Origin of the sequence: Flexivirga oryzae (genome assembly GCF_014190805.1) — a bacterium.
GTDB lineage: Bacteria > Actinomycetota > Actinomycetes > Actinomycetales > Dermatophilaceae > Flexivirga > Flexivirga oryzae.
Genome location: NZ_JACHVQ010000002.1, coordinates 755,997 through 774,533, shown reverse-complemented (window position 1 = coordinate 774,533; position 18,537 = coordinate 755,997). Strand labels below are relative to the sequence as shown.

Here is an 18,537-nt window from a genome sequence, read left to right as displayed (position 1 = left end):
TGTCGCGGGCCCCGGTTTCCATGTTCGCCTTTCACCCGCCGTTGACAATTGGTAACTGATCGGTTACCAATTGAGAGGTGGACGCGTTCGAGGCACTTGCCGACCCGATACGTCGCGGCCTGTTGCAGCGCCTCGCGGCCGGCCCCGCACGGGTCGTCGATCTCGCCGCGGAACACTCGATCAGTCGCCCCGCGGTCAGCAAGCATCTACGTCTGCTGACCGAAGCCGACCTGGTCACCGCGACGACGCATGGCCGCGAGCGGCATTACGCCATCACCGCAGACGGCCTGGAACCGGTCCGCCACTATCTGGCCGGGCTGCGTGCGGGCGCGCCTCCCATCCCGGAGCGGGCGCTGGACGCACTCGACCTGGAAGTGCGACGCACTACCCGTGAGCGCGAAAACACCACGGCGACAACCAAAGACGACAGGGAGAGCACCGCATGAACACTCCAAACCCCACCGGGCACCGGCGCGACGTCGGCGCCGAGACCTACTGCGAATGGCAGCGGACGTTCCACGCACCGATCGATGACGTGTGGGCGGCGGTAACCAAGCCGGAACGCCTTGCCCGCTGGATCGGGACGTGGACCGGCGATCCGGACGACGACCATGTGAAGTTCCAGATGCTCTTCGAGGGCGACGACATTCCGGCCGAGCACTTCCGCATCGACGAATGCGAACGGCCGCACCGACTCCGGATCACCACGTCGATGCCGTATGACGGGGAGAATCCCGAACATTGGCTGCTCCGACTCGACCTCACGGAAGCCGACGGCGTCACCACACTGACGTTCGCACAGAACGTTCCCGATCTGAAGATGGCTGAGGGCGTCGGCCCCGGGTGGGACTACTATCTGGATCGGTTGGTGGCGGCAGAGTCGGGAGGATCGGTGGAATCGATTGCGTTCGAGGACTATTCGCCGTCGATGGCCGAGTACTACCTGAACGAGTTCGGTCCGAGTTAGATCGCCTGTTAAGAACGGCAACATATGAGTAGACACGATGTCGCTTTACTCCGAACACTCATCCGGTGACGAAATCGACGCAATGCCGCGGCTACGTCATCACCCACTGGGCACGTACTCAGCGATACGGCTACCGGGCACACCGGAGGCACCATCGCCTATTCCGCCACTGATAGTCCCGTAACTATTCGCTATAACCGTACGATCACATCATCGCCAAGCCGGTCAATTCGACTGCTGTATGGACAGTTTCGACAAGTTCACATGGACTACACGACAACCTCAAGCACAACCGTCTCGCCGACCACGACAACTGAGTCGACCACCGGCATGACGTACAACCCACCGAATGTCAATGCACCTAACGGCGGGGGCCACCGATCACTATCACTGTCGGCAGCCCCACTGGTGACCCTCCACTTGCTTCAATGACTCATTGACGACCACGTCACGGACACTCCCATCGCTAGTTTGAGTCGCACTGTTCGACAGTCATTCACCGAACCTGTCGAGCAGATCGTCGACGCGCCCACCGATGGCATCGGAGCTCGCGAACAACGCGCCCCGCGGTTTGGGCTTGTCTGTCATTATTACCGACCGCAGAGCTTGTCGGATGATCTCGGCCTCTGGCAGGAGTTGTCGCTGCGCTTCGATTTCGATGGCTCGCTTCAAGTCGTCCGGCAGATCGAACGTCACTTTTGGCATGCCACAGATGATATGCCCGTGACAACGGTGACGCCGAAAAACAACGGGCCCGACCGTTTCCGGTCGGGCCCGTCGTCGGGCCGGGCGGGCGCCGGGAGCGCAGCGAGCGGGCTCACTGTCAATGGCGACCAAGATCCCTATGCCGGCTCTTCCCAGATGAGGGTGTAGGTCGGCCGGGCGCGTCGGTCCGCAGATAGACGTCGAGGTCTCCCGACGATGGAGGTTCCTACGCCATCCATCCGAAAGACCTCGACGTGTCCGACGCTACCCCGCCGGCCGGCTTCGGCCGCCCTGACCTGAGCGCCTTCGCGTCTCATCCCAATCGACCCTGATCGAGTCTGCTGACCCCCTCGACGAGAACGCAGCGACATCACAGCCACCCAACCCCGACCGTCCGGGAAGCCGGGACACGTCACATGGCTTGTGCTGCGGGCGTGTCGAGTGGGTCGTCCAGGGGCGACGCAGGAGCGTCGACGCGACGTGCTGAGAGGTGGTTCCAGTCGAGCACTAGGACACCGGCTACAGGCATGGCGATAGGTCAGGAACGGCGTCGCTCCCTGCGCAGGAGGGAGCGCAGAGTCTCAGCGTTCGCGTAGCCGACCCGTAGCGCGATCTCGGCGGAGGTGAGGTCCGTGGTTGCTGAGAGGTGCCGAGCTCGTTCGATGCGAAGCCGTTGGACGAAGCCGAGCGGAGTGAGGTTGAGCGCCGCACGGACTCGTCGTTCGAGGGTGCGCCGGCTGGTGCCGAGCGACTGCGCGACGAAGGCGATGTTGAACGGTTCGTCCAGGCGGGCGCGCACGAAGCGTTCGAACTCGACGACGATCGGGTCCTCGTGCCGGAGATGTTCGTAGGCGACGAAGGCCGCCTGCGACGGGCGCTCGTCGATGATGAGGAGCTTGGCGACATGTTGGGCCAGGTCGGGGCTGATCGATCGCACGAGTGAGAGCGCGAGGTCGATGTGGGCGAACGCGGCGCCGGCGGTGACGAGGTTCCCGTCGACCACGACCATGGTGTCGAGATCGAGGGCGACGGTCGGATAGCGCTTCAGGAACTCCGGCCCCAGGAACCAGCTGGTCGTCGCCCGCCGATGATGCATCCGTCCGGTCTCGGCGACAGCGAACACGCCGGTGCACGCCGCGGCGATCCGGGTGGTCGCCTCGTCGAGGCGCCCGAGCGAGGCGATGACCGAACGAGCATCTCGGCTCTGGAGGGCGTCGTTGGTAGCGGCGGCCGTGAGGGTTCCAAGCGCAGGCACGACGACCACGTCGAACTCTGCCGACTCCGACAGCGGGTGGTCCACCGACAGGGTCATCGATGCCGTCGTGGTCACTCTCCGTTTCGGTCCGAGGATGGCGAGTTCGATCGGGCCGATCCGCGGGTCGACATCGCCGCGGGCTCCGTCGGCCACCCGCACGATGTCGATGACCGACGCGACAGCCGAACCGAAGCAGCCGTCGATCGCGATCAGTCCGATACGCATGGCGTGAACAATAGCAATACTGCCGTATACGCCACTTCTCACATGCCCTTGCTCGTCATACGCTGAACTCGCTTCACCAAGAAACCTCGACACCTAGGAGAACCCCTCATGTCCACACCCGCATCACTTCCGTATGCCTTCGTCGCCAAGATCGTCGCGGCCGATGGACAGCACGACGCGCTCGCCGATCTGCTCGCCGGCGCTGTCGCACTCGCCAACGAAGAAGAAGGAACGATTGTCTGGTTCGCGGTCAGGACCCACGCCGACACCTTCTGGATCTTCGATGCATTCCCCGACGAGGCCGCTCGCGACGCCCACGCCAACGGCGCCATCGTCGCAGCCCTGACGGCCAACCAGCACCTCCTCGGCGCAGCACCCGAGATCCTGGCGGCCGACGTCCTCGCTTCCAAGCTCCCGTAGTCCGCCAACGCACGAGACGATCGCGCCCCGCCGAGCCGTCGCCAGGTCGCGACGCAACGCCACGCTGCGTTGCCGAGCGGTGCGAGGCCTATCGGCACACGGACAGGATGCCGGCCGCGAGCGCTCAGCCGGCGAGGGGTCCGTCGCAGAGGAGAGCGACGTCGGTGTCGGGCAGAGCCGTGAGGCCAGCGCATCGCGCGACCACCAGAGCCGAACCGCCCCTGCCCTGCGTTTCCGCAGGTCAGGGGCTGTTCGCCGGAGCCGCCTGTCGGAATCGAACCGACGACCTAATCACGTCGGCTTTGCGTCTATCGCTTGATGCGCCCACTGGGCGAACGAGCCGCTGACCTGCGTAAACGCCGAGCGTGGAGGACGCCGCCATCCGGTGGTGACCGACGACGACCGACCAGTACCGACCGTTTCACCGGAGCTTGCGGCGGCGTCGGAGCCGAGCAAGCTCCATTCTTTTAGCTCACCGCGCCTCCTCCTCGCCGGTCCCGTCGTCGTCGAAGACGTTTCAGGGGTCTTCCCAGATGACGGTGTAGGTCGGCCGGGCGCGTCGGTCCGCAGATAGACGTCGAGGTCTCCCGACGACGGAGGTTCCTACGCCATCCATCCGAAAGACCTCGACGTGTCCGACGCTACCCCGCCGGCCGGCTTCGGCCGCCCTGACCTGACCGCCTTCGCTCGACTCGACGGCCTCGGTCTGAGCGTGACCGGGCAACGACTTGAGCCGGATCGTGCGGTCCTCGCGTGCCGCGTGGTGGAACCAGATCAGTGGTGCCGACGGTGCGGCAGCGAAGGCGCTGCTCGTGACACCGTGATCCGGCGGTTGGCCCACGAGCCGCTGGGCTGGCGACCGACCGTGCTGGAAGTTGTAGTGCGCCGCTACCGCTGTGCCGACTGCGGACACGTGTGGCGCCAAGACACCAGCGCCGCGGCGGAGCCACGCGCGAAGCTCTCGCGCACCGGGCTGCGGTGGGCGCTGGAAGGGATCGTGGTCGCACACCTCACCGTCGTCCGTGTCGCCGAGGGACTCGGGGTCGCGTGGGACACCGCCAACAACGCGGTCCTGGCTGAAGGCAAGCGGCTGCTGATCAACGACCCCACGCGGTTCGAGGGCGTGAAGGTCATTGGCGTCGATGAGCACGTCTGGCGCCACACCAGGCGTGGCGACAAGTACGTCACCGTGATCATCGACCTCACCCCGGTCCGCGATGGCGCCGGCCCAGCAAGGCTGCTGGACATGGTCGAGGGCCGGTCGAAGGCGGCGTTCAAGGCCTGGCTCGCCGACCGCGACGACGCCTTCCGTGACGCGGTCGAGGTGGTCGCGATGGACGGCTTCACCGGGTTCAAGACCGCCGCTGCAGAGGAGATCCCGGACGCGGTCACGGTGATGGATCCCTTCCACGTCGTGCGCCTGGCCGGTGACGCCCTCGACAGGTGCCGGCGCCGGGTCCAACTCGCGATCCACGGGCACCGTGGGTTCAGGGACGACCCGCTCTACAAGTCGCGGCGCACGCTGCACACCGGCTCGGACCTGCTCACCGACAAGCAGAGCGACAGGCTACGCGCGCTGTTCGTTGATGACGCTCACGTCGAGGTCGAGGCGACCTGGGGTGTCTACCAGCGCATGATCGCCGCCTATCGCCACGAGGACCGGCAACGTGGCCGCGAGCTCATGGAGAAGCTGATCACCGACCTCAGCGCCGGCGTCCCCAAGGTGCTCACCGAGCTCACCACCCTGGGCCGGACCCTGAAGAAGCGAGCCGCTGACGTGCTCGCCTACTTCGAACGACCCGGCACCAGCAACGGGCCGACCGAGGCGCTCAACGGACGCCTGGAACACCTGCGCGGCTCCGCACTCGGGTTCCGCAACCTGACCAACTACATCGCTTATGCGGAATTCCGCATAAGCGATGGTATGTCGACCTCGGGGTTATGTTGACTGGCTCGGTCGATGCCCTGCTCCGGAGGGGACCGGGCGCTGAGCTGGTCAACATAACCGTGCCGGGCTCAGCGGTTCTTGAGGAACGCGATGAGAGCGTCCGAGGCCTGGTAGCGAGCTGGGGGCCGTTCATCGATCGCGGGGACGCGTTCCAGGGTTCGTCGTTTGATTTCGAGGTCGGCGTGGAGGTAGATCTGCGTGGTCTGGATGTTCGCGTGACCGAGCCAGAGCGCGATGCTCGCGGTGTCGATCCCGGCGTGCAGCAGGCTCATCGCGCAGGTGTGCCGCAGCGTGTGCGGGGTGACGTTCTTCCCTGCCAGCGAAGGGCATCGCTTGGCCGCGGTCGCCGCATGTCTGGTGACGAGCTTGCCGACGGCGGCTCTGGTCAGCGCGGTGCCTGTACTGGTCGGGAACAGCGGTCCCTCTGCCTGCGGTGGGCGCTCGGCGAGCCAGGCTGTAACGAGTTTCACGGTGTTCTTCTGCAGCGGGATCACTCGCTGCTTGCGGCCTTTCCCGACGCACTCGAGTTGGCTGTGCGGTCCGATGGTGATGCTGTCGATCCGCAGGCTGATCAGCTCGCTGACACGCAGCCCGGTTTGGATGCCCAGGTGCAGCAGGAGCCGGTCACGGCGCCCGAGCCAGGTGCTGGTGTCTGGAGCGGAGATGAGGGCTTCAGCCTCGGCCGCGGTGAGGAACGACACGAGGGTGGTCTTGGTGCGTTTCGCGGGGATTGCGAGGACCTGGCTGATCGTGGCGATCGCGTCCGGTGCCCGGTAGCTGGCGTAGGTGAAGAACGAGCGCAGCGCCGCGCGGCGCGTGTTGCGGGTGGCCGGGGAGTTCCTGCGCTCGGTTTCCAGGTGCTGGAGGAACCCGCCGATCAGGTCCGCGTCTGTTGAGCGTCACTCTGGATGACGGTGTGGCAGGTGGGTGTCGTCATCGGGTTTGCCGATGAGTGTCGTGGTGGGGGTGCCGGGGCGTGTTCGTGGTGATCGGCATCGTCAGTGTGCCGGTCTCGGGCAGGATTTCCTGATCAATCGATGACCACGGCCCTCCCGCTTCTCGTCGTGGAGGACCTGTCGCGGGAGGACCGTGCCGGATGCACGGAGGCACCCTGTGGTGACAGTAGAGGCTGATCATGGTCGGGTCGAGTCACGGTTGGCCGCGGGCGGGATCGACTGCCCGGCGTGCCGGGAAGCGTTACGCCCGTGGGGGTGGGCGCGGCCTCGACGAATCCACGGGATCGCGGGCGTCTTGCGGCCGCGGCGTGCTCGGTGCCCGGGATGCCTGGTCACTCATGTGCTGTTGCCGGTGACGGTGTTGCTGCGTCGAGCGTATGGGGTGGAGGTCATCGGGTCCGCGTTGGCGGCGCGCGCGAAGGGGCGGGGGTTCCGGCCGATCAGCGTGCGTCTTGGGGTGCCCGAGTCCACTGTCCGGGGCTGGCTACGAGTCATGACTGGTCGGCTGGCTGCCGCGCGTGTCGCGCTGCTGGGCGTTGCCCGGCGGGCGGGGGTCGACGTGCCGGTCCCGGACGGGTTGGGCTGTCAGTGGCGGGACGTGCTGGCCGCGCTCGGCGCGGCGATGGCTGCGATCACGGCTCGTTTCGGCCCGCGGGGTGTTCTCGGTCCGGTGACGGCGTGGCAGGTTGCTGCCGCGTGCTCGGCTGGTCGGCTTCTCGCGCCGGGATGGCCGGCGGTGGCGGTGTGAGGGCGGGCAACACCAGTTGCCCCTGACCGGTGGCGGGTCGGCCTGGAATCCTCGCGGGCATCCCTTCTCGGCCTGTACGTGTGGGCTGGGATTCGTTGTCGAATAGAGGTATTCATGGCCGAGGCTGCCCACGAGAGCGTGAAACGACAGGAACGGGCACAGCAGGTCGCGCTGTTCCGGTACCAGGTGATTTGTCCCGCGTTGGACCCGGCGTTGTCGACCAGGGCGCGGGGGCGGATCGTGCGCGCGATCGCCGCGCGTGACCATCAGGGACCGTTCGGCGGGACGCACCGGTATTCCCGCGACACCCTGGACCGGTGGATCCGCCGCTACCGGGCCGACGGGTTCGAAGGGCTGAAACCCTCACTGCGGCAGGCAGGTTCACGCATCGATGTGAACGTGCTCGAACTCGCGGTCGCGTTGAAGAAGGAGAACCCGGACCGGACCGCCGCGCAGGTCGCCCGGATCCTGGCCGCCTCCTCGGGCTGGTCCCCCTCGGAATCGACACTGCTGCGCCTGTTCCACCGACGGCAGTTGATGCTCGACGCACCCGGGACCGGTGAAGTGTTCAGCCGGTACGAGGCCGACGCGCCCAACCAGCGGTGGGTCGGCGACGCGTTACACGGCCCGAAGATCGGCGGGCGGAAGGTGTACTTGTTCGCGTTCTTGGACGACCACACCCGGCTGCTGGTCGGCTACCGGTTCGGGTTCGCCGAAGACACCGTCCGGTTAGCAGCCGCCCTCAAACCCGCGTTGTCTTCCCGCGGGATCCCCGGCTGCTGCTACGTCGACAACGGCGCCGCCTATGTGGATTCGTGGTTGCTGCGGGCGTGCGCCACGCTCGGGATCCGGCTGACCCACGCGACCCCGAACCGGCCCCAAGGAAAAGGGAAGATCGAACGATTCTTCAGGACCGTACGAGACCAGTTCCTCGTCGAAGTCACCGACACCAGCGCCGCCGACCTGACCGGCCAGGGCATCACAGCTGCGGCGGCGCTACTGGGGTTGAATGCCCAGTTCACCGCATGGGTCGAATCGGTCTACCACCACCAGGTCCACTCCGAAACCGGGCAAACCCCGCTGGAGCGGTGGAACACCGGGTGGGACCGGATCGGAGCCGCCCCCGCGATACCCAGCGGCGACGCCTGACCGAGGCGTTCCTATGGTCACAGGTGCGCACCGTGACCAAAACCGCGACCGTCTCGTTGCACGGCAACAGCTACCAGGTCGAAGCCGCCCTGGTCGGCCGCAAGGTCGAACTCGTCTTCTCCCCGTTCGACCTGGAACACATTCACGTCCGATACGACGGCCGCTGCTACGGTCCCGCCCTCCCGCAGGTCATCACCCGGCACGCTCACCCCAAGGCGAAACCCGAAACGCCCGAGCCCGAAACAGCACCATCGACCGGGATCGCGTACCTGAACCTGGTCACCCAGGCCCACCACGCTGGGCTCGCCGACGACCCCGGCATCGGGTTCAACGCGTTGTACTCCCGGCTGGCTGGTGACGGCGGTGGCCGTGAGCAGGTCCCGGGGCACACCAGCATCGAGGACTTCATCGACGCGCCCGACCACGACGACGCACACACCGAACACCGGCGCCACCACGGCAACGACCCGACACAGGAGCAGCAGTGAGTATTCAACGATTGCAATCACATTGGGGATTCACGACCATGCCGTTCGGGCGGAACCTGGCCCCGTCCATGCTGCACCGGCACGCCGGACACGCCGAGGCCGTGGCCCGGATCGACTGGTGCATCAGCCAGCACGCCCTCGGGGTGGTCACCGGCGAAGTCGGCGCCGGGAAAACCGTCGCAGTACGCGCAGCGACCACCGCCCTGGACGGCTCCCGGCACATCATCATCTACCTGCCCAACCCCTCCATCGGGGTCCGCGGGATGCTGCACCACATCGTCGCGACCCTGGGACACGTCCCCTCGTTCTACACCGCGACGCTGGCCCCGCAAGCCGCCGACGCCCTGGCCGCCGAACACGCCGAACGCGGCCGCACCCCCGTGATCATCTTCGACGAAGCCCACCTACTGGATAACCCGCAGCTCGAAGCGATCCGGATGCTGACCAACCACGACATGGACTCCGGCGCACCGTTCGCCGCGATCCTGGTCGGCCAACCCACCCTGCGGCAACGCCTACGCCTGGGCGTGCTCGCCGCCCTGGATCAACGCATCGCCGTCCGGTACGCCCTGGCCGGGATGAACCCCGAGGACACCGTCGACTACATCGGCCATCACCTCAAGATCGCCGGCCGCGCCGACGCCCTGTTCACCGCCGACGCGATCACCCTGATCCACAACGCCTCCCGCGGCTACCCCCGAGCGGTCAACAACCTCGCCCTCAACGCCTTGACCGCCGCGTTCGCCCGTAACGACACCCTCGTCGACGAGAAAGCAGCCCGGGCCGCGATCACCGAAACCGGCACTGACTAACCGCGTCACCGCGCCGACAACGCCGTCATCATGACGAGCAAGGCCCCGCCCGAAACCTCCGGGCGGGGCCAATCTCATACCCAATCATCGGCAACATCAATGACGACAACATCCGCAAGATGAGCGACGGACAACACGCGTCGAGGTCGGCCAGAGTCAGCGCGGACGGGGCGATGCCCGTGGCCCGCTCGGCGTAACCCAGCAGGAGGCGGAACGTGTCGGCGTAGGCCGCTTTCGTGTGGACGCTGGCGTTCAGGTGCCGGTCGAGCTTGTCGGTGAAGAACCGTTGCAGCAGCGGTGCGAGCTCACTCATCATCGGCCCCACTCGCCTGGATACGTTCGGCAAGAGCGGCTGCCAACTCCGGGGTGTTCGACAGATACCAGTACGTCGCTTCCGGGCCGACGTGCCCGAGGAACGCCGACAGCACCGGCATCATCGCATCGACATCCCCGCCGCCGCGGATGTGACCGATCAGCGTGGTTGTCGCGAACGAGTGCCGAAAGTCATGCAGCCGGGCAGCCGGCTGGTTCGGGCCACCAGCCAGACCGGCCATCTCTCGGATCTCTCGGAAGGTGTTTCCTGCGGTCGAGCGAGCGAGTCGGGTGCCGCGCCGAGCGACGAACACTGCCGCGGTCTTCGGGACCGGGAACGTCTTGTCCCGAAGGCGCTGATATCTGTTGATCGCTGCCATCGTCGATGAGCGGAGCGGAACGAGGCGGGACTTGCCGAACTTCGTGTCCGTCACTCGTGCCCAGCCGCTGCCATCACCGGACTCGTCCAGGGCGATGTCCCCGTCATCGAGGTTGCGGGCTTCGCTGATCCTCATCCCGGTCACTGTGAGCAGCCCGAGCAGTGTTTGCCAGGATGCCGCACGGACCTGTGGAGTCAGCCTGCCCGCCGCAGCCAGCAGCATGTCGATCTGGTCGCTGGTGAAGATCAGCGGGCGAGGACGATGCGCCCCGTAGGGTCGCCCGTCGAGGATCGGAATCTCGGTAGCGGGGTCGAACCAGGCGACGTGCGCAGCGAACTGACGGACGTAGTTCAAGTACTCCAACACGGTGCCACGGGAGAACTGTGAAGCCCAGGCGGTCGCCAGATCGTGTCGGATGGTGGGTTCGCCTGCTTCTTCCATCCACCCCACGAACGCGTCCAGGGCCTTGCCGGGCGTGGCCAGTTTGAACCCGAGCGCCCTTCGGGTCGCCAGGTAGCCTTCCAGGAGTTCACGCAGGCCGGTCATCGGGTCCGCCTGCTCGACGCGGCAGCAGGCCACTCGGGAGCCAGCGCGGCCAGTCGGTTCGTGTCGACCTTGGTGTAGATCGCGGTCGTGCGCAGGTGAGCGTGCCGTAGCAGCCGTTGGATCTCCTGCAACGTGGCCCCGGATGCGAGCATCCCCGTCGCGAACGTGTGTCGCAGACGGTGCGGGCCGAACTTCTCCACCCCGGCCTTGATACAGATCTGTCGGACGGTCCCGCAGACACCATTCGCCGTCAACGGCTGGACCGGATCGATCACGGTGAAGAACACTTCCTCGCCGACGATCCGGCCGCCGCGGCCGTGAAGAACGTAGTCCTCCAACGCTTGGCCGATCTCATCCGGCAGTGGGAGCTCATCGACACGGTCACCCTTGCCCCGAACGCGCAGGGTTCCGGTGCGCCATCCGATGTCGTCGAGTCGCAGCCCGGCGATCTCACAGGCCCGCAGCCCCAGACCGGTCAACAGCAACAGGATCGCCCGGTCACGCAGCCCTTTCGCCGAATGCAAATCGAGAGTGGCGAACAGCGCCTCGATCGTCCCAGCAGGCACCGGGTCAGGGATCGACGACAGCCGCCAGGCCGCCGCGTGCGGCACCACTCCGGACAGGTCCTGCCCCGTCCGGCCTGAGCGGTGGGCGTACTGCAAGAACGAGCGCAGCATCACCAACTGCTTGCCCAGCGTGGACGCCTTCAACCCTCGTGCTGCTTCCAGGTTCACCCATTCGGTCACCTTCGCCGCCGTCAGCGTCGCCAGCGACTGATCGACCGGTGCGGGCAGCCACTCCACAAACGCTGCGACACGGGCCGTGTAAGCGGCAGCGGTGCGCTCCTGCGCTGACCGCTCCCGCAGCAGCCACTTCTCGAACTCGTTCAGCGCCTCCCGCACGTCGGCGCGGCGCTGATCACGATGAATCACCATCCCTGGTCCTCCTGACCTGACGCCAGGCGATCCCAGCGACCGCCCAGTCAGATCAAGCGAACCCCGACACAGACGCTCATCGTTATCTTGACCAGCTCAGCGCCCGGTCCCCTCCGGAGCAGGGCATCGACCGAGCCAGTCAACATAACCCCGAGGTCGACATACCATCGCCCGAAGCCTGCTCGAGACCGGCGGCTTCAGACCCCAACTCCTACACCCCCGATTGGGATGAGCCTGGAAAGTGCGTAGAGCAGGGGCGCCACAAAAGCAGTGAAATGATATATCTCCCGACGGTTCTCGTGCTCGATGATACCGACCTGGAAGGCGTCGAGAAATGTGTCATAACGACGGCAAACGCATGCCCCTGCTGGTCGGCCGTCGATGGAACTTCTCACCACAACGGGTTCTCCCGCCTGGGTGAGTAGGTTTCGAAGGATCTGTCGCTGGACGAACAATGGCTGCCGGATCCCGTTGCGAGCGGCGACGTCAGAGATGAGTGGTGCCAGTTCGGGGATCTGCTGAGGCGACAGGGGTGCTGCGGAATACGTGAGTTCGAGGTTGCTGGCCGCTGAAATATCCACTTTCCAGGTCCGCCGGGGAGGCGCCGTGAGAGTTGCGACGAAGTCATCGAAGATTGCGTCACCGCCGGGGAGTTGCAGTGAATAGTGCGTCGTGCCGTGGTCCGTGGCAGTTGCATCCGGTGCGATCCCTTGCAGGAGACCCGCTTCACAGGAAGTGGCGTAGAGCGCGTAGATCGTGCCAGGGAAATCCATGATCCACTCGCCGTTCTTTTCCAGCAGCGAGGCGAGGGAATTCCCGTTTTCGTCGCTACTGATGTTCTCGTAGAACACGGAGCGCCGGATTGCGAGTCCGCCACCGACACAGCGAATTAAACCTGTCACGTCATCAATGCCCATGTACCGACGTAACAAGATCGGCAATTCGGACACTTCGGCGTCGTAGACCGGAACCGCGGCCCTGAGGGTACCGTCATCGCCGGACTCCGCGATCTCGTGGTACCTCAACTTCTGTGACCGGGCAAGAAAGCGCTCATCCTCAAGGAGCAGGCGCTGCTGGGCATCGTCGACGGATCTTCTCATCATTCGTCGCTTTTTGGAGAGGCGGCCTTTTCTATCCAGCCCTGCTGAGCCGCGATCACACCCGCCTGGAACCGACCTTGCGCGCCGAAAAGATCCACTATCTCGGCGACAAGCCGTCCGACCGTGCGCACCGAGACACCGATCTTTCGCGCGATTGCCTCGTCTTTGTAGCCACGTCCGAGGAGCACGATCACCTGCCGGAGGCGAGGGTCAACAGTATCCGCTGCGTCCGTGTTGGTCGGCGCATCGTGGAGGGGAAGGGGTGTGGCTGCAGCCCACACCTCTTCAAATAGATATTCGATCTGTTCGACAACTCCGGGTTCCTGAATCAGGATGGCGGCATTGGAGATGTCCTTGCCGCGAGGCACCACGGCCGTCCGGTGATCGAAGGTCACCAGGAGTGTTGGAGGTGACACATGCGTGCGGACCTGGCACCCCTTCTCACCGATGCGTCGTAGATAGGCGCTCCAGTTCGGGTCTTGAATGGAGAGCTCGGACACGATGAATCGCTCGTGGACTCCGCGAGCAATGAGTTGGTTGTCGAGTCGTTCCGCGGACCGAATTGCGGCAGCACTGAAGGTGCGCGATCCGGGAATCATGTTCAAGGTGACGTCAGATGCCTCGCCCACGAGTTGATACAGCTTGGAGCGGATGACTTCGCTTCCCTTGAGATACGTGATGGCAGGCGATCCGACAGGAGTCTCGGTTGCGGCGCTGACGAATGACTCGACGAGGTCGTCGATCTCGCCTCGTGCTTGCTGGATGTCCAGGCGTCTTTGCTCGAGGAGTCGTTCTTCGTGCGCGATGAGAAGTTCGATTGCCTCGTCCGGTGGTGTCACTCGAAGACAGTCGGCCGTTTTCGACTCACGTAGGAGTGCATGCGACTTGAGTTCGTCGAGGGATTGCACCGCATCCTCCGTGGTCAACCCGATAGCGGCGACGAGTGCTTCTGCAGTGGGTGCAACGCCACGGATGAGCGCGTCATACGCGGTCTCGGCATTGCGGCCCAGTCCGAACTTCTCCAGCCTCGCCACTTGCCCGCCCCCACGTAGCCCGACATTTCGTCAGCAGCATACGACTCGAAGTGTCGGTTTGGGGTTGACGTGACATCGCGGACTCGCGTCAGGCGGCCGTCGCGGGCCGTATCCTGGCGGCTCGGCCGAGCGCGCGGCACATGATCGACTGTGCCCGGTGCCACTGCTCCGGTGTTGTCGTGAGCGAGGGCAACAGGCGGATCGAGGTGGGCGACGTGGTGCATGGAGCGACCAGTAGGCCGGCTCGGGCCGCGTGCGTCACCACTGCGCCCGCTTGCTCAGCCGTGCCGACGTCGAAGACGGCGAAGAGGCCGTGCGCCTCCGCTCGTTGCACCACGTCGCACTGCTCGGCAACGTCGGCGACCAGACGCGACAGACGTTGCTCGGCGATGCTCCGCTCCTCGCAGGTCGTCACCGCAAGTTGCAACGCGGCACGACCTGCGGCGCATGACAACGGATGTGCCGAGAAGGTTGCCGTGTGCAAATAGGGGTCAGTGGCCATGTCACCCCACAACCGGTCAGTGGTCACCACAGCCGAAAGCGGCATCACCCCTCCACCCAACGGCTTGCCCAGGAGCACAGCATCGACGTCCGCGCCTGCTTCGAGGGCAAGCGACACGGGACCACAACGGTGAAACCCGCACTGGATTTCGTCCGCGATGACAAAGGTGCCGCGGTCGTGGGCATCGGCCACCCACTGCCGCATCACCTCGGCTGGAATCAGATGACCGCCCCCTTCAGCTTGTAACGGCTCAAAGATCAGGGCGGCCGCGGGACGCTCGTCCAACGCCCGGGCGACAGCGTTCGCAGCGACATCGATGTGGCGTGCGTCGGGCAGGACGCCTCGAACCGGCTCCTTGCGCGCCGGGTCCCATGTCGCGGCCAGCGAGAACAGACTTTTGCCGTGATAGCCGCCCTTGACCGCCAGGATGCTCGGTACTCGGGTCGCTGCGACTGCGAACTTCAGTGCAGCCTCGACGGCATCGGTGCCGTTCAGGCCGAGCCACACCCGCGTCAGATCTGCCCGATTGACGTAGTTGGACAGTTCACGCAGGTACGCGGCGGCGACGGGGTTGGCGACCAGGCGCGTCGTCACGGGCAAGCGGTCGAGGGTCGCACGCACTTCGTCGGCGACTGCTGCAGGGCGGTGGCCGAAGAGCGGAACGGCGTAGCTGCCCATGTCGATCAACTGCCGGCCGTTGTTGAGTTCCACAGTTGCGCCCGCACCACGTATCTCCACACCGCCGCCACCGAGTAGTTGATACCGGTCAGCGGTGGCCGGACTCGAGTGTTGACGATATGCGGCGAGACAGCCTTGTGCTGACTCAGGGTTGTGGTCCGCAACCTTCATGGCTTTCCTATCGGTCCGAGATATTGATGCCCGCTCATCGTGTCGTCCATACCCCGGGTGATCCCAGGAACCTGACCGGCAATTGCCGCCCCAGGCAGTTGCCGCCGTACATCCTCGACCCTTCCGCACGTTCCTTCGTAGCTTCTGCACAGAAGCACTTCTCGACGCACAGTTAGGAGCGGACACGGGCATGAACGACGAATCTCCAGAAGTGAATGGTCCCCCGATCGATCAATACCCCGACCTATCGGGCCTCGACATACAGGCCATGGTCGGGTCGGTCCTCAACTGGGACTACTCGAGCAAGAATGAACGCCTGCGCACCCTGTACGAGCGCAACAAGATTGCGCAGTGGAACGTGTCGACCACAATCGACTGGTCGATTCCGGTCGAATTCGGGTCGCCATTGAAGGTCCTCGAGAGTCCAGGCAAGGGCCCGTTCTCCGAGGCTCTGGCTAGGCTCATACCCCGCGACCGTTGGGATACCTTTCGCTGGGAGTACCAGGCGTGGATGGTCAACCAGTTCCTCCACGGCGAGCAGGGTGCTCTCGTTGCCACTGGCCGGCTGACCGAAACGGTTCCGGACGTCGAGTCCAAACTCTATGCCGCAGTTCAGGTCTCCGACGAAGCGCGGCATGTGGAGGCGTATGCACGGTACGTCAATGAGAAGTTGCGAGTCACCTATCCGATCACCCCGGGGCTCGGATCGCTCCTCACCAACATCCTGCAGGAATCGCGATGGGACATCGTCTATCTCGGAATGCAGGTGATCGTCGAGGGACTGGCCCTCGTCGCCACGCGGATAGCCTCGACCAGCTTCAACGACCCCATTGTTCGAGACATCTCCAAATACGTCGCTCGCGACGAGGCGCGGCACATCGCGTTTGGCCTGTTGTCGCTCAAGGGCCTCTACAAGGACCTCACGTCGGCGGAGCTCGCCGACCGGGATGAATTCCTCGCAGAGGCGCTGCTCCTCATGTCGCGCAGATTCCTGCTGGAGGACGTCTGGTTGAAGATGGGCGTGCCGGTGGCAGACGGCGTCGACTATGCAAAGAACTACCCCGGAATGGTTGCCTTCCGGAATCTCCTTTTCCAGAAGGTAGTACAAATTCTGCGAGAGGTGGACCTGCTCACGCCGCGGCTGCGCCATCTTCTGGTGGAGCAGAAACTTGCCACTCCCCGAGCTGTCGCCGCATAAGAAATCACATCGTCAGTAGGAGCAATCATGAGTCACTACATCGCAGTCACCAACGACAAATATTCATTCGAATCGGCCATCCAAGAAGTCGTCCGAGCATTCGCGGCGCGCAAAGCGGTGCCACTTACCGCTTCGAGTCATCTCGAAGAGGATCTCGGCTACACCTCCCTGGGCTTTGCCGAGCTCGCGTTCGCGTTGGAGGACTTGTTCGATCTGGAGCCGGTCGTCCCCGAGGTCGCAGTCCGGTTGCAAACACTCTCGGACATCACCGAACTTCTCGGTGAAAAAATCCAGGATGGGAGTGCGACAGCACCGACAGAGACGGCTGTGCGCGAGTACATCGAACGCTACACGGTGGACTGAGCAATGATGGCGACCGCGTCTCAGCAACCATCTCGACGCCTACTGGACTGGATGACGGAACCAGATTCCCACCAGGGCTTGCACTTCGCGCAGGACGACGGAGAGTGGCAGTTCTGGTCATACCGCGACCTCGCCGAACTCACCAGAACCGCAGCGGCTCGGCTGACAGAGCTCGGCGCGACACGTGGATCCGTCGTCGCTGTGGTGTCGCGGACGAGCCCCGGGCTCGTCGCCAGCTTCTTCGGAGCGTTCGCCATCGGGGCCGTGCCATGTTCGGTCCCACACCCCTTCGCCTTTCTGCAGGCGGATCGGTACGAGGATCACGTTGGCCAACTTCTTGCCGTCGCGAAGCCGGACATCGTGCTGTGTGATGCCGACTCGGCTCAACAGGTCGCCGCCTTGTGCACCCGGCGTGGGCTACCCGTGCCGGAACTGATCGTGACGGAACCGGCGGCCGCGCCGGTTACGCTCAGCCTCCCAGGTACCGGCGACCTTGCCATGATTCAGTTCACGTCCGGGTCGAGCGGCTACTCCAAAGCAGTCAAGATCACCACCAGAAACCTCGAGTCGAACCTCGGCGCGATTCGGGAATGGATCGGTGTCCAAGAGGGGATCACCCGGGGAATCAGTTGGCTACCCAGCCACCATGACATGGGAATGGTTGGCGTCCTGCTCAACGTGGTCGTGGCATCGTGTGAGACCTGGCTGATGCAACCTGAGCAGTTCATCCGGGACCCCACGTGGTACCTGGAGACAATATCGAGACATCGCATCAATTTTACCGTCATGCCGAATTTCGGCATGGAATACACAGTGCGTCGCGCCTCCCGAGACCGAACGGCTGACCTCGATCTCTCCTGTCTCGATGGCATCATCCTCGGTGCCGAGCGGCTGGATCCTGAGCTCATGAAACGGTTCAGCAGCCGCTTCGAGGCCAACGGGTTGCTTTCCACGGCGTTGCTCCCGGCCTATGGCGGGGCCGAAGCCACCCTTGCGGTCACCGGGTTGCCTCGCGGCACATCCTGGAGCAGTTCCAGCGCAAACGGGAGCACGGACAAAGTCGTGACCTGCGGCGAGGCTTTGAAGGATGTCACGGTGCGTGTGATGACCCATTCCGGGAAGTTGGCGACGGACGGGGAAATTGGGGAAATCGTGGTGATGGGACCTGCGATATCTCCTGGGTATGTCGCTGGTAGTTCTGAGTCCACCACCTCGATATTCGACAACCAACTCTTCACCGGAGATGCCGGGTTCATGCGCGACGGAAAGCTCTTTGTCATCGGTCGCTACGGGGATGGATTCAAAGTCAACGGAACGATGTTGTTCGCCGAAACAATTGAAGCGGATCTTGCGCAGAACGGTATCCCGCAACGCAGTTCGGCGGTATTGCTCGGTAACTCGGAAAGCGGCCGGCCATACGCTGTCGTGGTACTGGTCAAACCAAGACCCGGCTGGCGCGACATTGCGGTCAGGGTTGCGTCGCGGCGTCTGCCGGCGAACGTGGCCATCGAGATCTACGAGGCCTCGCAGTCAAAGATGCTGCTCACCAGCAGTGGCAAACCGCGGCGCAAAGAGATGTTCCGAAACTTCCTGGCGATGCGCGAAGCTGCCGCAGCGTAGTCGCGTTCTGCCGGTGAAATTCCTG

At 64.6% G+C, this 18,537-nt stretch carries 20 protein-coding genes; 11 read left to right on the top strand and 9 right to left on the bottom strand.

Features of this window, described 5'->3' with window-relative positions:
* Positions 1–77 precede the first annotated feature (77 nt).
* Both FHU39_RS16690 and FHU39_RS16685 read left to right on the top strand, forming a co-directional pair.
* On the top strand, positions 78–446 hold the full coding sequence (locus FHU39_RS16690) for a metalloregulator ArsR/SmtB family transcription factor (RefSeq protein ID WP_183321684.1): 369 nt from the start codon (positions 78–80) through the stop codon (positions 444–446).
* The gene (locus FHU39_RS16685; RefSeq protein WP_183321683.1) at positions 443–967 is read left to right on the top strand and encodes an SRPBCC family protein; all 525 of its coding nucleotides are present in this window, start codon (positions 443–445) and stop codon (positions 965–967) included. Before FHU39_RS16690 ends, FHU39_RS16685 begins: the two co-directional genes overlap by 4 nt.
* Before the next feature lie 492 nt (positions 968–1,459).
* Here the strand turns inward: FHU39_RS16685 and FHU39_RS16680 are convergent, their stop codons facing one another.
* Both FHU39_RS16680 and FHU39_RS16675 read right to left on the bottom strand, forming a co-directional pair.
* Positions 1,460–1,672 carry an antitoxin gene (locus tag FHU39_RS16680; RefSeq protein WP_221185571.1) on the bottom strand — a complete coding sequence of 71 codons (213 nt, stop codon included), beginning with the start codon at positions 1,670–1,672 and terminating at the stop codon, positions 1,460–1,462.
* Between the two features lie 538 nt (positions 1,673–2,210).
* Positions 2,211–3,152, bottom strand: coding sequence for a GlxA family transcriptional regulator (locus FHU39_RS16675; protein ID WP_183321682.1), 942 nt, complete (start codon positions 3,150–3,152; stop codon positions 2,211–2,213).
* 108 nt (positions 3,153–3,260) lie between these two features.
* Here FHU39_RS16675 and FHU39_RS16670 point away from each other — a divergent pair, with 108 nt between their 5' ends.
* Together FHU39_RS16670 and FHU39_RS16665 are read left to right on the top strand one after the other, a co-directional pair.
* Positions 3,261–3,572 carry a putative quinol monooxygenase gene (locus FHU39_RS16670; RefSeq protein ID WP_183319351.1) on the top strand — a complete coding sequence of 104 codons (312 nt, stop codon included), beginning with the start codon at positions 3,261–3,263 and terminating at the stop codon, positions 3,570–3,572.
* A gap of 631 nt (positions 3,573–4,203) precedes the next feature.
* Positions 4,204–5,520: an ISL3-like element ISPfr2 family transposase gene (locus FHU39_RS16665; RefSeq protein WP_183321681.1), complete on the top strand. Its 1,317-nt coding sequence runs from the start codon at positions 4,204–4,206 to the stop codon at positions 5,518–5,520.
* A 68-nt stretch (positions 5,521–5,588) separates the two neighbouring features.
* Here FHU39_RS16665 and FHU39_RS16660 read toward each other — a convergent pair whose 3' ends face one another.
* Entirely contained in the window at positions 5,589–6,221 is a 633-nt protein-coding gene (locus FHU39_RS16660; RefSeq protein ID WP_183321680.1) for a tyrosine-type recombinase/integrase, read from the bottom strand.
* A 748-nt stretch (positions 6,222–6,969) separates the two neighbouring features.
* Between FHU39_RS16660 and FHU39_RS23850 the strand changes: the two genes are divergently transcribed.
* From FHU39_RS23850 to FHU39_RS16645, 4 genes are all read left to right on the top strand, one after another.
* Positions 6,970–7,224 (top strand): hypothetical protein, encoded by a 255-nt coding sequence (locus tag FHU39_RS23850; protein WP_221185077.1) that lies wholly within the window; start codon positions 6,970–6,972, stop codon positions 7,222–7,224.
* A gap of 114 nt (positions 7,225–7,338) precedes the next feature.
* Positions 7,339–8,373: a DDE-type integrase/transposase/recombinase gene (locus FHU39_RS16650; RefSeq protein WP_221185570.1), complete on the top strand. Its 1,035-nt coding sequence runs from the start codon at positions 7,339–7,341 to the stop codon at positions 8,371–8,373.
* The gene (locus FHU39_RS23845) at positions 8,313–8,861 is read left to right on the top strand and encodes a Mu transposase C-terminal domain-containing protein (RefSeq protein ID WP_343065947.1); all 549 of its coding nucleotides are present in this window, start codon (positions 8,313–8,315) and stop codon (positions 8,859–8,861) included. The genes FHU39_RS16650 and FHU39_RS23845 overlap by 61 nt, the downstream gene beginning before the upstream one ends.
* Before the next feature lie 38 nt (positions 8,862–8,899).
* On the top strand, positions 8,900–9,673 hold the full coding sequence (locus tag FHU39_RS16645) for an ExeA family protein (protein ID WP_221185080.1): 774 nt from the start codon (positions 8,900–8,902) through the stop codon (positions 9,671–9,673).
* A 28-nt stretch (positions 9,674–9,701) separates the two neighbouring features.
* Here FHU39_RS16645 and FHU39_RS16640 read toward each other — a convergent pair whose 3' ends face one another.
* The 6 genes from FHU39_RS16640 to FHU39_RS16615 form a co-directional block, all read right to left on the bottom strand.
* Positions 9,702–9,989 (bottom strand): hypothetical protein, encoded by a 288-nt coding sequence (locus tag FHU39_RS16640; RefSeq protein WP_183321679.1) that lies wholly within the window; start codon positions 9,987–9,989, stop codon positions 9,702–9,704.
* Positions 9,979–10,911, bottom strand: a complete 933-nt coding sequence (locus FHU39_RS16635) for a tyrosine-type recombinase/integrase (protein ID WP_183319350.1) — start codon at positions 10,909–10,911, stop codon at positions 9,979–9,981. The genes FHU39_RS16640 and FHU39_RS16635 overlap by 11 nt, the downstream gene beginning before the upstream one ends.
* On the bottom strand, positions 10,908–11,846 hold the full coding sequence (locus FHU39_RS16630) for a tyrosine-type recombinase/integrase (RefSeq protein ID WP_183319349.1): 939 nt from the start codon (positions 11,844–11,846) through the stop codon (positions 10,908–10,910). The genes FHU39_RS16635 and FHU39_RS16630 overlap by 4 nt, the downstream gene beginning before the upstream one ends.
* Before the next feature lie 197 nt (positions 11,847–12,043).
* The gene (locus FHU39_RS16625; RefSeq protein WP_183321678.1) at positions 12,044–12,949 is read right to left on the bottom strand and encodes a hypothetical protein; all 906 of its coding nucleotides are present in this window, start codon (positions 12,947–12,949) and stop codon (positions 12,044–12,046) included.
* Positions 12,946–13,980 (bottom strand): helix-turn-helix transcriptional regulator, encoded by a 1,035-nt coding sequence (locus FHU39_RS16620; RefSeq protein ID WP_183321677.1) that lies wholly within the window; start codon positions 13,978–13,980, stop codon positions 12,946–12,948. Before FHU39_RS16620 ends, FHU39_RS16625 begins: the two co-directional genes overlap by 4 nt.
* Positions 13,981–14,068: 88 nt before the next feature.
* The gene (locus FHU39_RS16615) at positions 14,069–15,331 is read right to left on the bottom strand and encodes an aspartate aminotransferase family protein (RefSeq protein WP_281379749.1); all 1,263 of its coding nucleotides are present in this window, start codon (positions 15,329–15,331) and stop codon (positions 14,069–14,071) included.
* A 190-nt stretch (positions 15,332–15,521) separates the two neighbouring features.
* On the opposite strand from FHU39_RS16615, the gene FHU39_RS16610 reads away from it, so the two are divergent.
* From FHU39_RS16610 to FHU39_RS16600, 3 genes are read left to right on the top strand one after another with little or no spacing between them, the layout of a single operon-like run.
* Positions 15,522–16,529, top strand: a complete 1,008-nt coding sequence (locus tag FHU39_RS16610) for a ferritin-like domain-containing protein (protein WP_183321675.1) — start codon at positions 15,522–15,524, stop codon at positions 16,527–16,529.
* A 27-nt stretch (positions 16,530–16,556) separates the two neighbouring features.
* A complete protein-coding gene (locus tag FHU39_RS16605) occupies positions 16,557–16,892 on the top strand; it encodes an acyl carrier protein (protein ID WP_183321674.1) in 336 nt (111 codons plus the stop codon).
* Between the two features lie 51 nt (positions 16,893–16,943).
* Entirely contained in the window at positions 16,944–18,512 is a 1,569-nt protein-coding gene (locus FHU39_RS16600) for an AMP-binding protein (RefSeq protein ID WP_183321673.1), read from the top strand.
* The last annotated feature ends 25 nt before the right edge of the window (positions 18,513–18,537 follow it).

Coding starts and splice junctions, on each gene's coding strand:
- FHU39_RS16645 (WP_221185080.1), top strand. CDS start 8,900: ATGCCGTTCGGGCGGAACCTGGCCCCGTCCATGCTGCACCGGCACGCC.
- FHU39_RS16605 (WP_183321674.1), top strand. CDS start 16,557: ATGAGTCACTACATCGCAGTCACCAACGACAAATATTCATTCGAATCG.
- FHU39_RS16635 (WP_183319350.1), bottom strand. CDS start 10,911: ATGACCGGCCTGCGTGAACTCCTGGAAGGCTACCTGGCGACCCGAAGG.
- FHU39_RS16610 (WP_183321675.1), top strand. CDS start 15,522: ATGAACGACGAATCTCCAGAAGTGAATGGTCCCCCGATCGATCAATAC.
- FHU39_RS16650 (WP_221185570.1), top strand. CDS start 7,339: ATGGCCGAGGCTGCCCACGAGAGCGTGAAACGACAGGAACGGGCACAG.
- FHU39_RS16680 (WP_221185571.1), bottom strand. CDS start 1,672: ATGCCAAAAGTGACGTTCGATCTGCCGGACGACTTGAAGCGAGCCATC.
- FHU39_RS16630 (WP_183319349.1), bottom strand. CDS start 11,846: ATGGTGATTCATCGTGATCAGCGCCGCGCCGACGTGCGGGAGGCGCTG.
- FHU39_RS16600 (WP_183321673.1), top strand. CDS start 16,944: ATGACGGAACCAGATTCCCACCAGGGCTTGCACTTCGCGCAGGACGAC.
- FHU39_RS16615 (WP_281379749.1), bottom strand. CDS start 15,331: ATGAAGGTTGCGGACCACAACCCTGAGTCAGCACAAGGCTGTCTCGCC.
- FHU39_RS16685 (WP_183321683.1), top strand. CDS start 443: ATGAACACTCCAAACCCCACCGGGCACCGGCGCGACGTCGGCGCCGAG.
- FHU39_RS23850 (WP_221185077.1), top strand. CDS start 6,970: ATGACTGGTCGGCTGGCTGCCGCGCGTGTCGCGCTGCTGGGCGTTGCC.
- FHU39_RS16625 (WP_183321678.1), bottom strand. CDS start 12,949: ATGATGAGAAGATCCGTCGACGATGCCCAGCAGCGCCTGCTCCTTGAG.
- FHU39_RS16640 (WP_183321679.1), bottom strand. CDS start 9,989: ATGATGAGTGAGCTCGCACCGCTGCTGCAACGGTTCTTCACCGACAAG.
- FHU39_RS16670 (WP_183319351.1), top strand. CDS start 3,261: ATGTCCACACCCGCATCACTTCCGTATGCCTTCGTCGCCAAGATCGTC.
- FHU39_RS16675 (WP_183321682.1), bottom strand. CDS start 3,152: ATGCGTATCGGACTGATCGCGATCGACGGCTGCTTCGGTTCGGCTGTC.